Raw genomic sequence first — 18,422 nt, forward strand, 5'->3', positions numbered from 1 at the left:
GCTAACAGATAAAATACCGGAACTTACAACGAAACTCCAGCCGGAGTTTAAGGGTGCAGTGAGAGCAGCTTTGAAGAAAAGCCAACATAGACCTTCAATAGGTGTAAAAATTGGAAGAATAGCTAATTATGGCTCTTCATCAAGTCCAATGGGGCAATTACAGAAATTATTTAATTAGAACTGACTTTCTCAAGCCTTTTAAAAGCTCGAAGAGCAAAATAGGCTTGAGAAAGACAAAAACAATAAACTGCGTTTCAGATTTCTAGAATAAATTTCCGAGAATAACTTTACACATATTACGAGCTGAGCACCATTAAAAACTTCGGGCAAACATGCTATACTGGATGAAGATACTACGAGGAGGGGACATAATGACTCGTGAAGATGAAATAAAAAAAGCAGCAAAACTGATCGAACTGGGACCATCGAGGCCTAGAAATAGTTATTCTGATCCGAAACAGAAGAAAAAGTCTGCTGCTAGCAAAAAGATTAAATCAGGGAAAGATAAAAGTCAGAATAATAAAACATCAGAACCGGACACTTATATTATCACGAAAGTTCAGGCTCAAAAAGCCAAGAACCGATTCAACATATACATTAATGATGAATATGCCTTCCCAGTTGATGACAATCTACTGGTTCAGCATAGACTGATTAAAGGCAAAGAGCTGACTAAAGAAGAAATCGACACCCTCAGGGAAAAGGGAGAAATGAGTAAAGGCTATCAGGCTGCCCTTCATTATCTGAATTATAAAATGAGGTCAGAAAAAGAAATAGTTGATTATCTAATTGACAAGGAATACCAGACCATCGAGCCAATCATTGAGAAACTGAAAACTCACCGACTGATCAATGATGAAGAATATGCCAAGAGTTTCGTCCGGACGAACAGTCTGCTGAAACTGGAAGGTCCTCGAAAAATGGAGCACGCTATGGGTGAAAAGGGGCTGAGCAAGTCAGACATTCTGACCGGACTGGATGAATACTCACACGAACTTCAGGTCGAGAATGCTATAAAGCTTGCAGAGAAAGTACTAAAACGCCAACGCAACAAGTCAAGTAGAGAAATGAATCAGAAAGTACGGCAGCAGCTGATGACCAGCGGATTTGATTCGGATGTGATCCAACAGGTAATGGATGATCTGGAAATAGACCAGTCTGATGACGAGGAATATGAAGCGCTCAAGAAACAAGGAGAGAAAGTGTTGACCCGTTATGCGAGGAAATACAAAGGGTATGATCTCATCAGTCGGACTAAAGCTTTCTTATACTCAAAAGGCTATCCATCTGAACTGATCGATCAGTTTATCAATGAAAAAAGGAAGATGAGTGACTAATTGTATGAAGAATAAAGATGTGCTGAAAGAAAAAGGCATTATTATGTGGAACGAGGATAAGATAGAGGTGTTCCGGAAAACCCTTCTTGACTGGTATGATGCAAACAAGCGTGATCTGCCATGGAGACGAACATCTAACCCTTATTACATCTGGATTTCAGAGATCATGCTTCAGCAGACCCAGGTCGATACGGTGATTCCTTACTATGAGAGATTTATCGACACCTTGCCGGAGATCAGTGATCTGGCAGAAACTTCAGAAGATACGCTGCTTAAACTATGGGAGGGTCTCGGTTATTACTCGAGAGTAAGAAACATGAAGATAGCAGCTGGTCAGATTATGACAGACCACAACGGGATTTTTCCAGAGAAGTATGATGCCATTAAAAGTCTGAAAGGAATCGGGCCTTATACAGCAGGAGCGGTAAGCAGCATAGCTTTCAATCAGCCTCAACCTGCCGTCGATGGAAATGTCATGCGCGTGCTGAGCCGCCTGTTTGAAATCGAGCTCGATATAGGTAAAGCCTCCAGCCGAAAAGTTTTCGAAGAAATGATCCGCCTGCTGATCGATAAAAACCGGCCCGGCGACTTCAACCAGGCTTTGATGGATCTTGGGGCAACCATATGTACACCCAGAAATTATAAGCCTGAAATGAGTCCGGTCAAAGACTTCAATGCATCGTATTTAAATGAAACCTGGACTAGGTATCCTGTAAAAGCAGGGAAGAAAAAAGTCAGAGAAGAGTCTTACATCGTTCTAGCCGTTTCGAACGATAAAGGAGAATATCTGTTTCAAAAGAGAGAATCGGAGGGCGTTCTTTCTGGTATGTTGACGTTTCTCATGATTCCTGCAGACATACTTGATGAAGACGGATGGAAATCTTTCGCAGGGTCTTCTGAGTCTTTTACACAAATTCAGTCAGAGATAATCGTTGACTATATTAGAAAAGAGTACGGACTGATCATTGCTTTTGAAAATATTTTAAAAGGCACCTATACACACGTATTCTCTCACTTGAAGTGGAATCTATCTATATATGAAGCAAAAGTGATTAAAGAAATTGCACTAGGTCAAACGCTTTATCCAATCCATCCAGATGATTTTCCTGAAACAGCTTTTCCAGTTCCAACACAAAAAGTCTGGAACCTGGTCAATGCAATAACCTTATTTTAGAGAATAGATGTCCGAATTGCTTAAACATTATTCACTCAAGAGTATTTTATGATATAATTACTCTTGAGATTTGGGAAATAGGCTATACTTTTTCTAAAATGATTAGAGAGTTGGAACATAGATGAAATTTCCGAAAGAAGGGGAGTTCATCACAATCAAAAGCTATAAGCACGATGGCAGCCTGCACCGCACCTGGCGTGATACGATGGTTCTCAAAACTACAGAGAATGCTCTGATAGGTTGCAACGACCATACATTAGTCATTGAATCAGACGGCCGACGATGGAAAACGAGAGAACCCGCTCTTGTATACTTCCATAAACACTACTGGTTCAACATCGTCACGATGATTAGACAAAAAGGGACATCCTATTATTGTAACATGGCTTCGCCTTTTCTGATCGATGAAGAAGGAGTTAAATATATCGACTATGACCTTGATGTCAAAGTTTTTCCAGATGGTGAAAAACGTCTGCTGGATGTAGATGAATACGAAGAGCATAGCAAAAAATGGGACTATCCTGATGAAATCGATCTGATTTTAAAGGAGCACATCAAAATACTTGTTGAATGGATCAATGAGGGAAAAGGTCCTTTTTCAGAAGGCTATGTCGACTTGTGGTATGACCGGTACAAGCAGCTGACCGGCAAAAAATGATTGTGAGGAACAGTACAGTAGAAAGGCAATTAAGCCTTCTACTGTTTCCTTATGTTTAAGCTCATATAAGTATAGTTATCTTACATAAGAAAGGACAACTGAATATGAAAAAGAGTATAATTAGTATTCCGATTCTTCTGGTCGCTTGTGTTCTGACTATTTTCTTCGGGCAACGCTACGCAGCCAATCAGAGAGAGGAAATGACCGAAGAGCAAGGGGAAACAATTCAGGAGGAACCTGTAGATGGAGAAGATGAGCCGACAGACGAACCTGTCGAACCTTCCGCCAACTTAGAAGATTACGAAGGGCGACTGGACACATTGTCGCATGTCGATCGGATTGATTACCTGTCATTAACTAATGACGAGGTTTCTGTGGCATTTTTTGGAGATATTGACTTAAATGCAGAGTGGATGAAATCAGTTACAGAAGCTATTGAATCTGCAGCAACAAATGGGGCTGATATTCTCGATTATACAGAAACTGGTCTTGATTCTTACGAACTGTATATCAGACAGACCGCACAGCCTCTTGTTCAAGAGAATCCTGACATGATTCTATTCGGACTTCCGGCTCTTCCTGACAAAATTAGAGATATTGGACTTGATGAAACAGAACAGTATATGACTAGCATCTTGAACAGTTTTTCTGCTCTTGAAGAATCTGAACTCATCCTACTGGAACCTTATCCTGTCGTACAGGAAATTAATCAGCTCAATTCACGCTCACTGGACTACCGGAGCTACCTGAACAGGATGAGAGAACTGGCTCAAGTCAGAAATATCCCAGTTATTTCACTGCATTCGGAGTTCACAGAGAGAGCTCAGGAAAATGGCCTTGAGTTTTACTATAATCCTGACAATTTTTCACTGACTTCTGATGGTGAGCAGCTCGCTGCTGATATAGTGACTGATCAGTTAAATGAACCTGTCAGTCAGCCTGACAGTGAATAGTATCAGTCAATAAGCTAAAAGGCAACAACAAAAAGCCCATGAGATGCAGAGGTGGTCCAGAGCAAACTGGATCATATCTACAAATCATGGGCATTATTTTTTTTAGTGCAATGAGTCAACAGTTGAAACATTATTTCTATGGCTGGTCTTGTAGCTGCTTACCAGCTTATTAAGATGCTGGAGGTTTTCTTCATAAATCAGAACAACTGACATCAGATGGATTACTGTATTGCTCTGTCCATAATCGTTTTCCAGATAAGACTCTAGGCTTGCTTCGTTAAAGAACGACTGCATAAAGGTGATCCGTAGATCTGACTTGTATGCGATGAAATTGACTTCCTGAGGTAAAACTCGGCCGTTCCATTTCAGGATGATCTGTTCATGAGCAGACATCAGTGTTTCAAGACGCTCTCTCAAGAGGACACGAAGCTCTTCTGGGAAATGATTGTAGACATTCTCTGACTGATGCAGAGTCTTGACCAGGTTATACGCTGCTTCTGTCGTCCGAATAAACTGACGGTAAACAACGAGAAGGCGGGTCAGTGACGTATCACCGTGCTTTCTCCAACGGCTCCATTCTGTGTCCTGTAGGAAGGTCAGATATTTTTTCATGTCACTGATGGACTCGTCAATCGAATTAAGATCAGATCTCATAAGAGAATACTGAACATTTTTCCTGAGGCTTACTCGTATGAAACGAGTAAGATCATCAGTCACCTGATTAGTCAGGTGGAACAATTTTTTTTCATAATTTGGCGGAAGGATAAAACGATTGATTATAAATGCAATCCCGACACCGATAAAGGTAGCAAGTACACGAATCGTCGCATTCGTATAGATATCTCCATCAGTCGACAGCATAATGATGATCAGGGTCATGGTAGACAGACCAATCACATTGTTCAGCTTCATTTGATGAAGGATGGCAATAAGTATAGCTGTTGCAAAGCTGATAATGACGATGGATGTTCCAAAAGCACTGGTCATGAGAACGGCAACGAAACCACCGATTGTATTGGCGACCAGACGATCCACTAGAGTCTGATACGATTTTTTTACTGACGGCTGCATGGAAGCAACCACGGAAATACCTGCAAGTGATGCGCCTTCTTCAAAACCTAAAGTAAGTGGGATGAGTAAGGAAAGGAAGACGGCCAGACTTGTCTTGAATGTTCTAGCTCCGATTTTCATATCGTTAATTTCACTCTTTCTAGTATGATTAGACTAAGTATACTACAAACACTAGAAAACTTTAATAAAAACCGAACATAAGGCTGACATCTTGTTGCAAAATACGATTTAAAACTGTATCATTTGTTTAGACAGTAGGAAATATACCAAAAGGATGGATAATTAATGAGTTACCTGGTTGAACAATCCATTGAACGATTAAAATTCAATAATATCAGAATCACCCCGCAAAGACATGCCATATTAGAATATCTGATCGATCAGGATAATCATCCTACCGCTGATGAAATTTACAAGGCACTCGAAAGCCGTTTTCCGAGTATGAGTGTGGCCACTGTTTACAATAATCTGAGACTATTTACCGAACTCGGCCTGGTCAAGGAAATGATGTACGGAGACAATTCAAGCCGGTTCGACTTCGCTTCCACTGAACATTATCATGCGATTTGCTCTGAATGCGGAAAAATCGAAGATATTTATTACCCTGGTCTGGATGATGTCGAAGTAGTGGCAAGCAACCTGACTGGTTTTGCTGTCAATTCTCATCGTCTAGAAATTTACGGACTCTGCCCTGATTGCCAGAGTAAAAAATAGTAATCCTGATATGCATAGTTAAGGACTGGAGTCGTGCTAAACGTCTTCAGTCTTTTTTTATTCTGTTAATATAATTATTTATAGTACAATAAGGACATAAGTGAAAGACAGAATAGAGGGATATAAATGAACGATATCATGATTATTGCAAACCCTTCTGCAGGAAAAAAACGTGCAGAGGAACTTGCCGAAAAAGCCCTTGTTGCCCTTGGTGAGCAAAATAGAGAAGCACAGATCAGACTAACAGAGAAGAAGGAGGATATCTCTAAATTCGCAATAGATGCAGCCCGTAAGCACTACCGCTTAATTATTGTACTAGGTGGTGACGGCACAGTCTCTGAACTAGCAAATGGGTTGATCGATCAGGAGTATAAACCGTCTATCGGTATCATACCGGCCGGAACCGTAAATAATATAGCAAGAGGGCTGAATATATCGGTAGACCCTGACGAGGCTGTAAGGGATTTGACTGCCTGTCGTGAGCAGATAGCAGATGCAGGGAAAATCAACGGGCAGCTCTTTTTGAGTTCCATTTCTGCCGGATCCCTGCCCGAAACCGTCTGGGAAGTCAGTGATGAACAGAAAGAACGTTACGGTACAGCTGCATACTTTATTGAAGGAATCAGGACACTTAGAGAAGAAGAGTGCTATAACTTTAATATGGAAGTGGATGGTGTCAGTCACAATAAAAAACTCAGTCTGCTGCTGATAGGGGCATCGCATTCTGTAACGGGCATACCGAATTTCTTCAATGATGCTGAAGTGGATGACGGATATCTATACATGCTGGGCATAGAAGAGTCAACTATCAGAGAAAAACTTTCAATTTTTTCACAATTGCTGAGCAGGAAAACAACATTGAATGAGTCACAGGAAAAAGCGTTTGTACTGCCGTTCAAACAGGCGGAGATAAAAACTGACCATCCTGATGTACATGTAGCCATCGATGGTGAAAAAGGGCCGTCTTTTCCGGCACATGTAGAAGTCCTGCCCGGTTTTCTGACATTTCTCGTTCCTTCAGGAAAAAGTTGAGTCCGTTATGACTGAGACACATCAATAAGACTATCTAAAACTGTTCTATTATTATAGTATTAAAGCAAGCTCACAATTCATTTGTAGAAATGATCAAATGTATAGAAAGTCATGGTTGGAAGATGCAATCATTTATCAGATTTATCCGATTCGTTTGATTTATACAACCGGTTTTCGACTTTCCTCTTAAATCATACATCTGGTCAGCACCCCCTTGGTTCAAAAGTGCCCTGAAAGGAAAAAATGATCCACACCGCGATTATTATATCTGGCCAGCCTCAGAAGGGGATCCGTAACCAAATAACTGGACGGCTGTCTTGGTGAACCGGTTAAATCAACTTTATTAGTAGTGTTTAATTTCTGAATTTACTGTCATTGTGACAGATCCGGGGATTTCTGTCTTTATAATACAGAAGCAAATTTTACGGCTATTAATCCGGTATTGCTTCTTTCTGTACAGATTGATATAATTATAGGAGAAGTAAGCGTATTTACTTCTTGTTACGAGTATCATCATTATATGATCAGCAAGATATTGTATTGACACTGTGGTAGACAGGTGTTATGATATAAGAGTTGCTGAACAAATTAACTATCCGCAATAGCTCAGTTGGTAGAGCGCACGACTGTTAATCGTGTTGTCGCAGGTTCGAGCCCTGCTTGCGGAGTTTTCTTATGGAGAATTGTCCGAGTGGCTGAAGGAGCACGCCTGGAAAGCGTGTATACGGTTTTTCCGTATCGAGGGTTCGAATCCCTCATTCTCCGTAGTTTTAATTTATCCACGGCCCCTTGGTCAAGCGGTTAAGACACCGCCCTTTCACGGCGGTAACACGGGTTCGAATCCCGTAGGGGTCATACATAAATAGGCGCTGTAGCTCAGTTGGTAGAGCAACGGATTGAAGCTCCGTGTGTCGGCAGTTCGACTCTGTCCAGCGCCATAGCATTTTGGAGGGATAGCGAAGTGGCCAAACGCGGCGGACTGTAAATCCGTTCCTTCGGGTTCGTAGGTTCAAATCCTACTCCCTCCATCGCTAGGGGTATAGTTTAATGGTAAAACTATGGTCTCCAAAACCATCGATGTGGGTTCGACTCCTGCTACCCCTGTTAGCGTGAATTTGCATGACATCTTACAACAATTATGCTATCCTTTTTATATGAATATGGCGACTGTGGCGAAGTGGTTAACGCACCGGGTTGTGGTCTCGGCATTCGTGGGTTCGATCCCCATCAGTCGCCCTTCAATGGGCTATAGCCAAGTGGTAAGGCAACGGGTTTTGGTCTCGTCATTCCTAGGTTCGAATCCTAGTAGCCCAGTTTTATATCAATCCTTGTACTGACTAAGTCATGCAAGTGCTGATCATATGGAACTCAATGCCGATGCATTGAGTTTTCTTTGTATATCACGTGCTTTTCCAGTTCGCGCGATTGACTGGGGTGCATAATCTAAACAGAAAAGGGTTTTTATCATGGGAAAGAAACATGGCATTTTTTTGCTGTCGATGGGAATCATCATTTTAGTGCTGTCTATTTATATAGTCTTTTTAGATCCGATTGTCGGTGGAGTAGGTCTTTTAATAGGAATCTGGAACATCTTTATAGGTATACGAACAATCAGAGGGAAATGGTTCTTTGGTTCACGATTCAATGATGAGGACGAGTAGAATAAGTAAGTAGGGCGTAATGACCTGTAAAAGGGTACACGCTCTTTTTTTGTGCGCTGATACGGGCATCAGCGTTGATCTTGAATCGATCGAAGTAGAAGGCGGTAAAATTCTAGGTAGATGCTCAGTATCAGATGACTATAACTTGAATTTCTAGGTAACGTCAGAACAAGAGAAGTCTGATGGTATTTTTATGCTGAGAGAGGGAAGTAAGGTATAACTAAAAGCAGTCTACTTATAGTTCAGTAAGGCAGTTAATTGGGGAGGTGTCGTTAGGTACCGTCTAGTTGCAGTTTATCATTCAAATTACATTAGATTCTTCAATTAGGAGCCTTCTAGCTGTAACTTTGGACTTAAATGAGACATTTACTGAATCTAGAAGCCGTCTAGTTAAAGTAAATGAGAAAAAGTTAGAATTGAACTACAAATAGAAACCTTTTTAATGACAACTCTTAGAGTAAATAACAGAGAAAAGTATAACTAGACGCTACAAGTGATACTTTAGCCTTTATTACATAGCCATATGGAAGCTTAAAACTATTAAATTAGAAATCACATTACTAAAAAAAGCATCCGAACCTATAAGAGTATAGTCTACTCAAGACAGGTCGGATTCTTTTTACATTATTAGTTGTATTCAATCAGAAGTTGAAAATAGACGATTGATTATTCTTCAGAATCTTCCTCAGTTTCGTCTTCTTCAGGCTCTTCCTCAGGCTCTTCTTCCTCAGGTTCATCTTCCTCAGGTTCATCTTCAGAAGAATCCGGTTCAGTTCCTGGCGGTTCTTCTTCTGTTTCTTCTTCCACCTGAGGTTCTTCAGGTTCTTCTTCGATATCTTCTTCAGGTTCCTCTTCAGGCTCTTCTTCCTCAGGTTCCTCAGGTTCCTCAGGTTCCTCTTCTTCATCGATTCGTTCAGGTATCGTGATGGAGACAGATGATTCTGGCCCAGTGTTTCCATAAGCAGAAACAGAGAGGGTGATGGTCAATGAGCCGGAAGGGGGCTCGGTAATGACCGCTTCAGTGTCGCTTAGAGTAGTTGACTGACCGTTCACCGACAGATTATAAGTGACTGATTCATCTTCATTGTCTAAAGTGTACTCGTCCCAAGTGATAGTCAGTTCATCGGATTCCTCATCATAATCAGCTGACAGACCAGTTGGAGCTGACAGTTCTTCACCATATGAGGTTGATATGTCAGAAGGTTCTGTGCCGGCCACAAAGAGTTCTGTGACGATACTATCAGAAGGGGTGTTAGGCCCCGGTAATTGAGCTGGATTCGATCCATCTTCAACATCAACGACGCTGACAGAAGAAGGGCGAGACCAGTCGCTGTTATCCATACCTTCAGAGACATACTCCATGATTATACGGTAAATTTGTCTGGGCAGTTGACGGGTGCCGTCATTCAGGCTTAAATAGCCGTCGCTATAGCTGTCATATCCTGCCCAGACTGATAGGGAGTAATTAGTTGTATACCCGACGTACCAAGAATCTGGAACAGCGCCTGAAGGATAATTGTATTTGTCCAATTGATCTTGAGTAAAGTTAGTTGTACCCGTTTTACCTGCTTGAGGCAGATTGGAAATACCAACTGTATTGTAATTCGCAGAAACAACACCTTTAAGCACATCAGTAATCATATAAGCCGTATAGTCAGACATCGCCTGATTTGTTTCTGGAGTCAGATCGATTTCCTGTCCGTCTTGAGTAATCACTTTAGATACTGTGTACGGTTCAGTATAGTATCCTCCATTAGCAAAAGCTGCATAAGATCCAGCTAACTGCAGAGGAGTCATTTCCGCATTGATTGCATTTGATGGAACAATCGATCCTTCATCGGAAAAGTTTTCGATATCGATGCCCAAGTTAGTGACGAATTCTTCGACCTGATTCATTTCCAGATCTTCATTCATTATTTTTGCTGCTGGGATGTTTCTGGAGTCAACTAATGCGTCACGCAAGCTAATCTGACCTCTGAACTGTCGATCATGATTCCTTGGTGTCCAGTTGGTTCCAGGCACAGTATACTCTTCGTCAACGATTTGATGATAAGTCGAGTACTGTAAATGCTCGATAGCCGGTCCATACGTCGTTAGAGGTTTTATTGTCGATGCGACTTGTTTAACCTGTAGAGCGCGGTTAGCTTCTCTTTCTCCACCTTGGCTTCGTCCGCCACCGAGAGCTCTAACTTTACCTGTTTCAACATCTACTAAAGAAATAGCCGAGTGGAGTTGTTCATTTACGAAATCGACGTATTCATCTGTATTGAGAACATCAAACACTTTCTGCTGAGCATCGACATCAATATTTGTTTTAATTGTCAATCCTGCTGTGTGTGGGTTCAATTGAGTTTTTTCTTCAACTTCTGCAAGAACGGCAGTGATGTAGCTGTCAAAAACTAAGTTGTTCCGTTCATCCTGGGACCGTTCGATCAACCCTTCATCTATCGGTGTATCCATAGCTGCAGTTGCTTCTTCTTCAGTAATCATTCCTTCGCTGCGCATCGCACTGATGACGACATTACGTCGGCGCTCTGCAAGGTCCGGATTGACGTATGGATTGAATCGGTTAGGGGCCTGAGCCATTCCTGCAAACAGGGCCGCTTCATGGATTTCAAGTTCACTGACGTGCTTACCATAATATTCTTCAGCTGCGGTTGCAACGCCGAATACATTTCCTCCCATGTGAATTTTATTTAGATATAAGGACATGATCTGTTCTTTGGACAACTGACGTTCCAGCTGAACAGCCAGCCAGGCTTCCTGAGCTTTACGTCTCAGCGTCTGATCTTCACGTGCGGTTGAGAAGACAGAGAGTTTAACGAGCTGCTGAGTGATCGTGCTTCCGCCACCAACAATCTGGCCACGATTTGTAACAAATCCTGTAGCTGCACGAGCGATACCAATAGGATCGACACCCCTATGACTGAAAAAACGCTGATCTTCAATTGCAGTTATTGCATTGATCATTACTTCTGGAAATTCGTCTGGATTTGCAAAGTTTCTATTTTCTGCTCCTAATGTATAGAAGACTTCCCCGTTCATATCCACCAGTTCAGAAGAAAAACTTCCTAAAAGGTCATCTTTGGTCATTTCAGGGGCGCTGGCTGCATAGTAGATGAATAAGGATCCACCTGCAACGACAGCAAGCATGATCAGTGCAAACAGTGTCAGAAAGGCACGTTTGATCCATTTTCCAGCACCACCTTTTTTCTTGGGCTGATTAGAATTCTTCTTGTTTTTCTTGTAATTTTTTCTTGTAACTTGATCGTTCTGTGACATATTACGCTCCTTCTCTTCCATTAAATTAGCTTACCTGGAAGACAGCATTATACTTTATTTATATCAAAAAAAACATTACACTAATTTATCTGGCCCGTCAATAGAGCAGTTTTTTTCTTAAACTGTTCTTAAAGATCTCTGTTCACAATTAACTTGTCTACTATGGACAGGTAGGGAAGTCGGGGGGCTAATGAATACTGAAGTTCATAGCCATCCTTTTCGAAGACAGAATAAGGGATAGATTGTTTCCCCTTCTTTTCAAACTGTTGATCCCACCATTTTTTCAAGACGAAAAAGTCCAGAACAAAAACTTTATCAAGGATACTGAAACGGACCACTATGAAACAGATCCCACCTTGATCGACGCAGGCTTCCATGTGAGACAGCTGATGGTCATGGAAGTTTTTAAGAGGAAAAGATGTTTTGTTTCTAGTTTCCTTCGCTTCAAAGTCAATGTAGTAGCCATTATAGATGCCGTTGTAGTCTGTAGTAGAAGCCTTTTTATAATATGCTTCAGTAATTTTAGCCGCACTTCGACTCGGATAGTCGACATTCACAATTTGAATTGGGATCGGTTTTTTATGAATCACGGCAATTTTTCTGAGGAGATAGTAGTCGTTCGTCTGGTTCAGATCTTCTTCGAGAGTCATTCCTCGATTACTGTACCCCGTTTTTTTCTTCTTCGGTTGATTTTTTTTAGTCTTTTTGTCATCATTAATAAGATAAGGTTGACCATTAGGGTAACGAATAGTCATTTATTTTCACACCTTTAGTTCAGGATACTATCAGTTTACCAAACAATTGTTTCTAAATATAGAATGGGAGGAGAAGTTTATCAAAAATTTATATGTCAGCGGGTATCGCTCATATGAGGTCTCAGTATTTGCTGCAGATGATCCAAAACTGCATTATATCAAGCTCTACTTTGAGAAGAGACTGATCGACTATATTCATGAAGGGCTTGAGTGGGTGATTATCTCAGGAAATATAGGTACGGAGCTTTGGATGGGCGAGGTCGTACTAAAAGTTAAAGTCGACTATCCCGACCTGAAGCTCGCTGTTCTACTCCCATTCACTAATTTCCAGAGCAACTGGAATGAAAAGAATCAGGGACTGTTCAATACCATCATAGAAAAGGCAGATTATCTGAATTATACATCCAACTCTGATTACCAGAATCCAGGCCAGCTGAAAAATAATCAGGAGTTCATTATAAGAAATACTGATGGCTGCCTGCTCTTTTACGATACGGAGCATGAAGGTAAGGTCAAGTTTTTCTATGAAGCAGCTAAGAGATTTCAGGCAACAAGTACGTATGAAGTGGACCTGATAACATTTGATGAACTGCAGTGGTTCATCACTGATCTTGAAGAGGAGCAGTTTGACTGAGGCCTTGGATAAAATTGGGACAAACTCAACATAGAAATTTAATCTGCCTGCCCGCGCAGCTGCAGAAGAGTATAGCATCATACATCTGTTTTTCCTTTTTATTCATAAATCAGCATCACCTTTCTTCAAGTAATTGGATATGATGATTGATACATCAAGATTGAGATAAGTCAGACATATTTTAGAACTATGTCATAATTAAGATGTGGGTATCTTCACTTTTATAGTAGAGTTTGTTATAATAGGTGTTGTAGTATAAAGTATAGCATAATCCAGTAAACGAGTTTAAACCAACATAAATGAATCGATAATAGATGAGGTGTAGGAATGGATAGGGAATTGACTCAAAAAGAGATCCTTGAAAAAGATTTTAAAACTAAAGTGCGTGGATACGATCCAACCGGTGTAGATGAATTTCTTGATGTAGTCATTAGAGATTATGAATCATTTCAGAATGAAATCGATAAGCTGAAAGCTGAAAATAATCGTCTGCTTGATAAGCTGGATGATCAGTCGAAACAGATGAGCACTCAAAATCAGAACCAGAATCAGTCCGGTTCTAATGTCACAAACTTTGATATTCTAAAACGTTTATCAAATCTTGAGCGTCACGTTTTCGGTTCAAAACTGGACAATCAGTAAATAACATTTGAATAGTGTACATCACGGATAATCGCACAGCTATTTATTAAGCTGTGAGGAAAGTCCATGCTCACACAGGCTGCGATGCCTGTAGTGTTCGTGCGCAGCGAAACAATAAGCTGCGGCTCTCAAGTGATTGAGATGACGGCAGGAAAAAGAGCTAAGGGGAGACCTATGCTTGAGTACCCTTGAAAGTGCCACAGTGACGAAGCAGACGGGGAAACGCGTCTGGTGGAACGCGGTAAACCCCTCGAGTGAGCAACCCAAACATATGGTAGGGGCACTTTTCTCCTGGAATTGAACAGAGAGAAGAGGCCGGGCTTATTGCCCGTGCAGACAGATGGTTATCTCTGAGTGGACTTCACCGTCCATTCTAGACAGAACATGGCTTACAGTGATGTACATAGTGACTGAAATCCTCTCTTTTTAGGGAGGATTTTCTTTACGTCAATTGAAAAATCATTCATACTATAAGAAAAAGAGAGGTGTCGGATAAATGACGTATCAATTGCTGGCAACAGCGGCAAGCGGGATAGAAGCGCTTGTTGGAAACGAACTGAAAGACATGGGATACGACGTTGAAGTGGAGAACGGTCGTGCTCGCTTTGAAGGAGTTAAAGAAGACATAGCGAAAGCTAACTTGTGGCTCCGTACAGCTGACCGCGTAAAAATCATCGTAGGCGAATTTGAAGCCAAGACATTTGATGATTTATACGAACAGACTAAAGCCCTGCCTTGGGATGATTACCTGGCTATGGACTCAGCTTTTCCTGTCAGCGGAAAATCTATAAAATCAACATTGTACAGTGTGCCTGATGTTCAGCGTATTGTAAACAAGGCGATTGCTGACAAAATAAAGGATGTCTACCATCGTCGCGGAATGCTACCAGAAACTGGAGCAAAATTCCCCATTGAAGTGGCTATCCGTAAAGACAAGGTCCTTTTAACGATCGATACAACTGGACCGAGTCTGTTCAAGCGCGGCTATCGTATCGATAAAGGTGGCGCACCATTAAAAGAAAATATGGCTGCAGCTTTAATTATGCTGACGACTTGGCGAAAGGACCGCCCATTTGTCGATCCGACGTGTGGTTCCGGGACTATTCCTATTGAAGCCGCTCTGATCGGTCATAATATCGCTCCTGGCTTCAACCGCAGCTTCCTGTGTGAAGACTGGCACTGGATGCCGGAAGAGTTGTGGCAGAAAGTCCGCATGGATGCAGAAGAGCAGGCTGACTATGATATTGAATTGGATATTTTAGGAACGGATATTGACGGACGCATGATCGAAATCGCCAAAGCCAATGCTCTGGAAGCAGGCTTGTCTCATAGCGTAGAATTCAAACAGCTTCAAGTAGCAGACTTTAAGACAGACAAGGAATTCGGTATCATTGTCTCCAACCCGCCATATGGGGAACGACTAGGGGACCCTGAACAGGCTTATCAGATCTACCGTGATATGGGCCAGGCCTTCAGACCACTGACGACTTGGAGTAAGTACATTATAACCAGCGATCTGGACTTTGAAGAGCACTACGGTCAAAAAGCAACCAAGAAACGCAAACTTTACAATGGATACCTTAGAACGGATTATTTCCAGTATTGGGGGAAGCGCAAATAAGTAACAGGATACAAAAACGATCAAACTCATTAACTACCAGGATGTAAGACTGGCGGAAGGTGGGTTTTTTCGTATTTTCACTAGAAGTCATCTTTATAAAAAGCTATACTTCTGACATAGAGATTCTGACTGTTGAGGAGGGCAATAATGATTGAAGGATTGAGTCACATCACATTGGTCGTCACAGATCTTGACAGAACAGCCCGGCTGTTTTCTGATATATTTGAAGCTAAAGAAGTTTATGACAGTGGAGAAAAGAAGCATTCGCTTTTCAAGGAGAAATTTTTGCTTGTTGGAGGCCTCTGGGTTGCTATAATGGAAAGCGAAGATGTAAAGAATGAGACGTATCATCACGTCGCTTTCAAAATCTCGAATTCTGAATATGAAATCTATAAAAAGAAGCTGGAGGCTTACGATATCCGAATGAGAGAGTCCAGGCCGAGAATAGAGGGTGAAGGGCGTTCGCTTTATTTTTACGACTATGATAACAACTTGTTCGAACTGCATACCGGGACGCTTGAAGAACGCCTTGATAGTTATAATAAGGTGTAGGTCGATTTCTTACTTTTATATGCTCAGAAATCCTAGTGAAGACTCGTAAATGTTTTGAGAGGATGGATCATAATGGAAAAGACTTTAGTCATTATAAAACCAGATGCCGTGGAAAGAAATCTGATTGGACAGATAATAGATATATTTGAAAGAAACGATTTGAAGGTCATCCAGATGAACATGATGAAACCTACTTTAGAGCAGGTTCAGAAACATTATTCTGAGCATCAGGGGAAGTTTTTTTACAACAGACTAGTTGAGTATCTGACGAGCGGTGATGTTGTTGTCCTCTTGTTGGAAGGAAAAGGAGCTATCGAGCGTGTTAGAAAACTAAATGGAAAAACTAATCCACAAGAAGCAGAAGAAGGGACTTTAAGAAAGCGATTTGGCATTGACCTTACAAGAAATTCTGTTCATGCGTCAGATTCTGAAGAAAAAGTGGCATATGAGTCAGCAATCTGGCTTAATAAATCTTAAGAAATAAAGGTAAAACAAATAGAGCGCGGAAGACCTAATCCTTCTTCGTTCTATTTCTCTGTGGCTAGGAGTGGGCAGTACAAGTCTCCTCACATAAGATCTTTCTTTCTCGGACTGAGAATCAGAAAGAGAAAACTATGTATAAAGAATAAGATGAGCCATAGAATCCCTATCCATATAGCCTCGATAACAAGCGGAATAATAAAAAATGGCATGGTCAGAAGGATGATCATTGAAACAAATAGGTGCAAAATCACTTTTCTTTCATGTCTGTCCCGTCCTTTCTATAGTTAAAAATGATGATTGGAAATAATTACTATAAGATAACCGCTCCAATAATTCCGAAGATAATGATCGGAATATCAAAGTGGGTGAATGTTGCCACGCAGGTGTCCCAAATGTGATCGTGCTGGCCATCTACATTCAGACCGGCTGTTGGTCCAAGCGTACTGTCTGAAGCTGGAGAACCGGCGTCACCAAGAGCTGCACCTGAACCGATCAGAAGAATCGTCGCAGCGGGACTGAAACCTAACTCTAAAGCTAAAGGAACATAGATTGCAGCGATGATTGGAACCGTACCAAATGAAGTTCCGATACCCATTGTAATGAACAGGCCTAAAATGGTCATACCTGTAGCGGCAAGAAGCTGGTTGTCACCTATAATCCCTGTAACTGATCCAACTAACGTTTCAACGCCGCCTGTCGCACGGATGACATCTCCGTATCCAGAAGCAACCAGCATAACGAAGGCAATGAAGCCCATCATGCCGATCCCATCTTTAACCATTCCATCCAGGTTAGTCCATTTGATCGCTCCGCCGACAACCATGATTGCCAGCCCGACGATAGCACCTAGGACTAGTGATCCAACAGCGAGTTGAACAACTAGGGCAGAGATTGCACCAATAAGGGCAAAGATGTGTGTCCGATTAAGTTTGACTTCTTCCTCTAACTCATCCCGGTCCTTATAACCAAACTTGTTGCCGGAGTGTTCATCGTACTCACGAGGTTTACGGTAAGTAATAAGAACGGCAATCAGTAAGCCAACGAGCATAGCTAGCCCAGGAATCCATAGAATCTGCCAGATGGAAATATCGCTGACGTCCATTCCACTCTGAGCCATCTCGTCGCGAATGATGTTGTGGAAAATCAGTCCGTAACCTACAGGAATCGTAATGTAAGCTGATTTCAAACCAAAGGTCAGTGCAGTCGCGACAGCTCGTCTATCTATTTTCAGTTTATTGAAAACTGAAATAAGCGGGGGAATAAGAATCGGGATAAACGCGATGTGGACCGGAATCAGATTCTGAGAGAACATACTGATAAACGCAATAATGAATACAAGTGTGCGTCCAGTTCCTCTAATACTTTCCGACAATCGTTGGGTCACGATTTTTGCTGCACCAGTCTGATGAATGGCTGCAGCTAAGGCACCAAGTAATATGTAGTTCAGTGCAGTCTCTGCATTTCCACCCATACCACCTATCAATGTTTCCAGCGTTTCGATAAGAGGCATTCCTGAAACCAGGCCAGCCACGATTGCCGCAACAATAAGCGCGAGTAGTACGTTCAGCTTGAATAAAGATAATCCAACCATCACGAGTACTGAAATTAAAACAGGGTTAGTTAACACGTTCTCACTCCTATAATTATAATCATGCCAATTTAGCTTAACTAAAATAATACCATAGGTTTGCTTTAAGTAGTAAATGTTTTAGTTAGATGTATTATTTAAGTGAACCAATTTCATAACTAACTTTTTAAAAAAGGAAACACTCGTCTAATTTCAAAATGACTATTTTTTAAAAATTACACGGCTATTTCTTTTCTGTTCTTTCTCTCAGCTAACCGTTGGTTTG

16 protein-coding genes, 8 tRNA genes and 1 other RNA gene are annotated in these 18,422 nt (G+C 41.4%); 21 read left to right on the top strand and 4 right to left on the bottom strand.

Annotation, left to right across the window (positions count from 1 at the left end; genetic code table 11):
- The first annotated feature begins 371 nt into the window (after positions 1–371).
- The 4 genes from recX (at position 372) to ACYQ2O_RS05820 (ending at position 4,122) form a co-directional block, all read left to right on the top strand.
- Positions 372–1,337 (top strand): recombination regulator RecX, encoded by a 966-nt coding sequence (gene recX / locus ACYQ2O_RS05805; RefSeq protein WP_459796179.1) that lies wholly within the window; start codon positions 372–374, stop codon positions 1,335–1,337.
- A gap of 4 nt (positions 1,338–1,341) precedes the next feature.
- Positions 1,342–2,511: an A/G-specific adenine glycosylase gene (gene mutY, locus ACYQ2O_RS05810; protein ID WP_459768579.1), complete on the top strand. Its 1,170-nt coding sequence runs from the start codon at positions 1,342–1,344 to the stop codon at positions 2,509–2,511.
- Positions 2,512–2,632: 121 nt separating this feature from the next.
- On the top strand, positions 2,633–3,169 hold the full coding sequence (ntdP, locus tag ACYQ2O_RS05815) for a nucleoside tri-diphosphate phosphatase (RefSeq protein ID WP_459796181.1): 537 nt from the start codon (positions 2,633–2,635) through the stop codon (positions 3,167–3,169).
- 104 nt (positions 3,170–3,273) lie between these two features.
- Positions 3,274–4,122: a hypothetical protein gene (locus tag ACYQ2O_RS05820; protein ID WP_459796182.1), complete on the top strand. Its 849-nt coding sequence runs from the start codon at positions 3,274–3,276 to the stop codon at positions 4,120–4,122.
- 102 nt (positions 4,123–4,224) lie between these two features.
- Here ACYQ2O_RS05820 and ACYQ2O_RS05825 read toward each other — a convergent pair whose 3' ends face one another.
- On the bottom strand, positions 4,225–5,313 hold the full coding sequence (locus ACYQ2O_RS05825; RefSeq protein ID WP_459796183.1) for an FUSC family protein: 1,089 nt from the start codon (positions 5,311–5,313) through the stop codon (positions 4,225–4,227).
- A gap of 165 nt (positions 5,314–5,478) precedes the next feature.
- On the opposite strand from ACYQ2O_RS05825, the gene ACYQ2O_RS05830 reads away from it, so the two are divergent.
- From ACYQ2O_RS05830 to ACYQ2O_RS05880, 11 genes are all read left to right on the top strand, one after another.
- A complete protein-coding gene (locus tag ACYQ2O_RS05830) occupies positions 5,479–5,907 on the top strand; it encodes a Fur family transcriptional regulator (protein WP_346023992.1) in 429 nt (142 codons plus the stop codon).
- Between the two features lie 126 nt (positions 5,908–6,033).
- Positions 6,034–6,939 (top strand): diacylglycerol/lipid kinase family protein, encoded by a 906-nt coding sequence (locus ACYQ2O_RS05835; RefSeq protein WP_459796185.1) that lies wholly within the window; start codon positions 6,034–6,036, stop codon positions 6,937–6,939.
- Between the two features lie 595 nt (positions 6,940–7,534).
- Positions 7,535–7,607, top strand: a tRNA-Asn gene (locus tag ACYQ2O_RS05840).
- A 9-nt stretch (positions 7,608–7,616) separates the two neighbouring features.
- A tRNA-Ser gene (locus ACYQ2O_RS05845) sits at positions 7,617–7,704 on the top strand.
- An 18-nt stretch (positions 7,705–7,722) separates the two neighbouring features.
- Positions 7,723–7,794: transfer RNA gene (locus ACYQ2O_RS05850), tRNA-Glu, on the top strand.
- Positions 7,795–7,804: 10 nt separating this feature from the next.
- Positions 7,805–7,877 (top strand) — tRNA-Phe (locus ACYQ2O_RS05855).
- A gap of 9 nt (positions 7,878–7,886) precedes the next feature.
- Positions 7,887–7,967: transfer RNA gene (locus ACYQ2O_RS05860), tRNA-Tyr, on the top strand.
- Positions 7,968–7,972: 5 nt separating this feature from the next.
- Positions 7,973–8,043, top strand: a tRNA-Trp gene (locus tag ACYQ2O_RS05865).
- A 59-nt stretch (positions 8,044–8,102) separates the two neighbouring features.
- Positions 8,103–8,175: transfer RNA gene (locus ACYQ2O_RS05870), tRNA-His, on the top strand.
- 6 nt (positions 8,176–8,181) lie between these two features.
- Positions 8,182–8,253, top strand: a tRNA-Gln gene (locus ACYQ2O_RS05875).
- Between the two features lie 152 nt (positions 8,254–8,405).
- Positions 8,406–8,600, top strand: coding sequence for a hypothetical protein (locus ACYQ2O_RS05880; RefSeq protein WP_091478621.1), 195 nt, complete (start codon positions 8,406–8,408; stop codon positions 8,598–8,600).
- Positions 8,601–9,266: 666 nt separating this feature from the next.
- On the opposite strand, the gene ACYQ2O_RS05885 is transcribed toward ACYQ2O_RS05880, so the two are convergent.
- Together ACYQ2O_RS05885 and recU are read right to left on the bottom strand one after the other, a co-directional pair.
- Positions 9,267–11,882 carry a transglycosylase domain-containing protein gene (locus ACYQ2O_RS05885; protein ID WP_459796186.1) on the bottom strand — a complete coding sequence of 872 codons (2,616 nt, stop codon included), beginning with the start codon at positions 11,880–11,882 and terminating at the stop codon, positions 9,267–9,269.
- 128 nt (positions 11,883–12,010) lie between these two features.
- Entirely contained in the window at positions 12,011–12,637 is a 627-nt protein-coding gene (recU, locus tag ACYQ2O_RS05890) for a Holliday junction resolvase RecU (protein ID WP_459796187.1), read from the bottom strand.
- A 46-nt stretch (positions 12,638–12,683) separates the two neighbouring features.
- Here recU and ACYQ2O_RS05895 point away from each other — a divergent pair, with 46 nt between their 5' ends.
- The 6 genes from ACYQ2O_RS05895 to ndk all read left to right on the top strand — a co-directional run bounded on the left by ACYQ2O_RS05895 (position 12,684) and on the right by ndk (position 16,563).
- The gene (locus ACYQ2O_RS05895; RefSeq protein ID WP_459796188.1) at positions 12,684–13,271 is read left to right on the top strand and encodes an SLOG family protein; all 588 of its coding nucleotides are present in this window, start codon (positions 12,684–12,686) and stop codon (positions 13,269–13,271) included.
- Between the two features lie 327 nt (positions 13,272–13,598).
- Positions 13,599–13,913: a cell division regulator GpsB gene (gene gpsB / locus ACYQ2O_RS05900; RefSeq protein ID WP_459796189.1), complete on the top strand. Its 315-nt coding sequence runs from the start codon at positions 13,599–13,601 to the stop codon at positions 13,911–13,913.
- Between the two features lie 19 nt (positions 13,914–13,932).
- Positions 13,933–14,310, top strand: an RNA gene (gene rnpB / locus ACYQ2O_RS05905) — RNase P RNA component class B.
- 99 nt (positions 14,311–14,409) lie between these two features.
- Positions 14,410–15,534 carry a THUMP domain-containing class I SAM-dependent RNA methyltransferase gene (locus ACYQ2O_RS05910; RefSeq protein ID WP_459768566.1) on the top strand — a complete coding sequence of 375 codons (1,125 nt, stop codon included), beginning with the start codon at positions 14,410–14,412 and terminating at the stop codon, positions 15,532–15,534.
- Positions 15,535–15,681: 147 nt separating this feature from the next.
- On the top strand, positions 15,682–16,086 hold the full coding sequence (gene fosX / locus ACYQ2O_RS05915) for a FosX/FosE/FosI family fosfomycin resistance hydrolase (RefSeq protein ID WP_459768564.1): 405 nt from the start codon (positions 15,682–15,684) through the stop codon (positions 16,084–16,086).
- Positions 16,087–16,158: 72 nt separating this feature from the next.
- Positions 16,159–16,563 (top strand): nucleoside-diphosphate kinase, encoded by a 405-nt coding sequence (gene ndk, locus ACYQ2O_RS05920; RefSeq protein WP_459768562.1) that lies wholly within the window; start codon positions 16,159–16,161, stop codon positions 16,561–16,563.
- Between the two features lie 316 nt (positions 16,564–16,879).
- Here ndk and ACYQ2O_RS05925 read toward each other — a convergent pair whose 3' ends face one another.
- The gene (locus ACYQ2O_RS05925; RefSeq protein WP_459796190.1) at positions 16,880–18,196 is read right to left on the bottom strand and encodes a Na+/H+ antiporter family protein; all 1,317 of its coding nucleotides are present in this window, start codon (positions 18,194–18,196) and stop codon (positions 16,880–16,882) included.
- Between the last annotated feature and the right edge of the window lie 226 nt (positions 18,197–18,422).

This window comes from Alkalibacterium sp. m-11, from assembly GCF_054658155.1.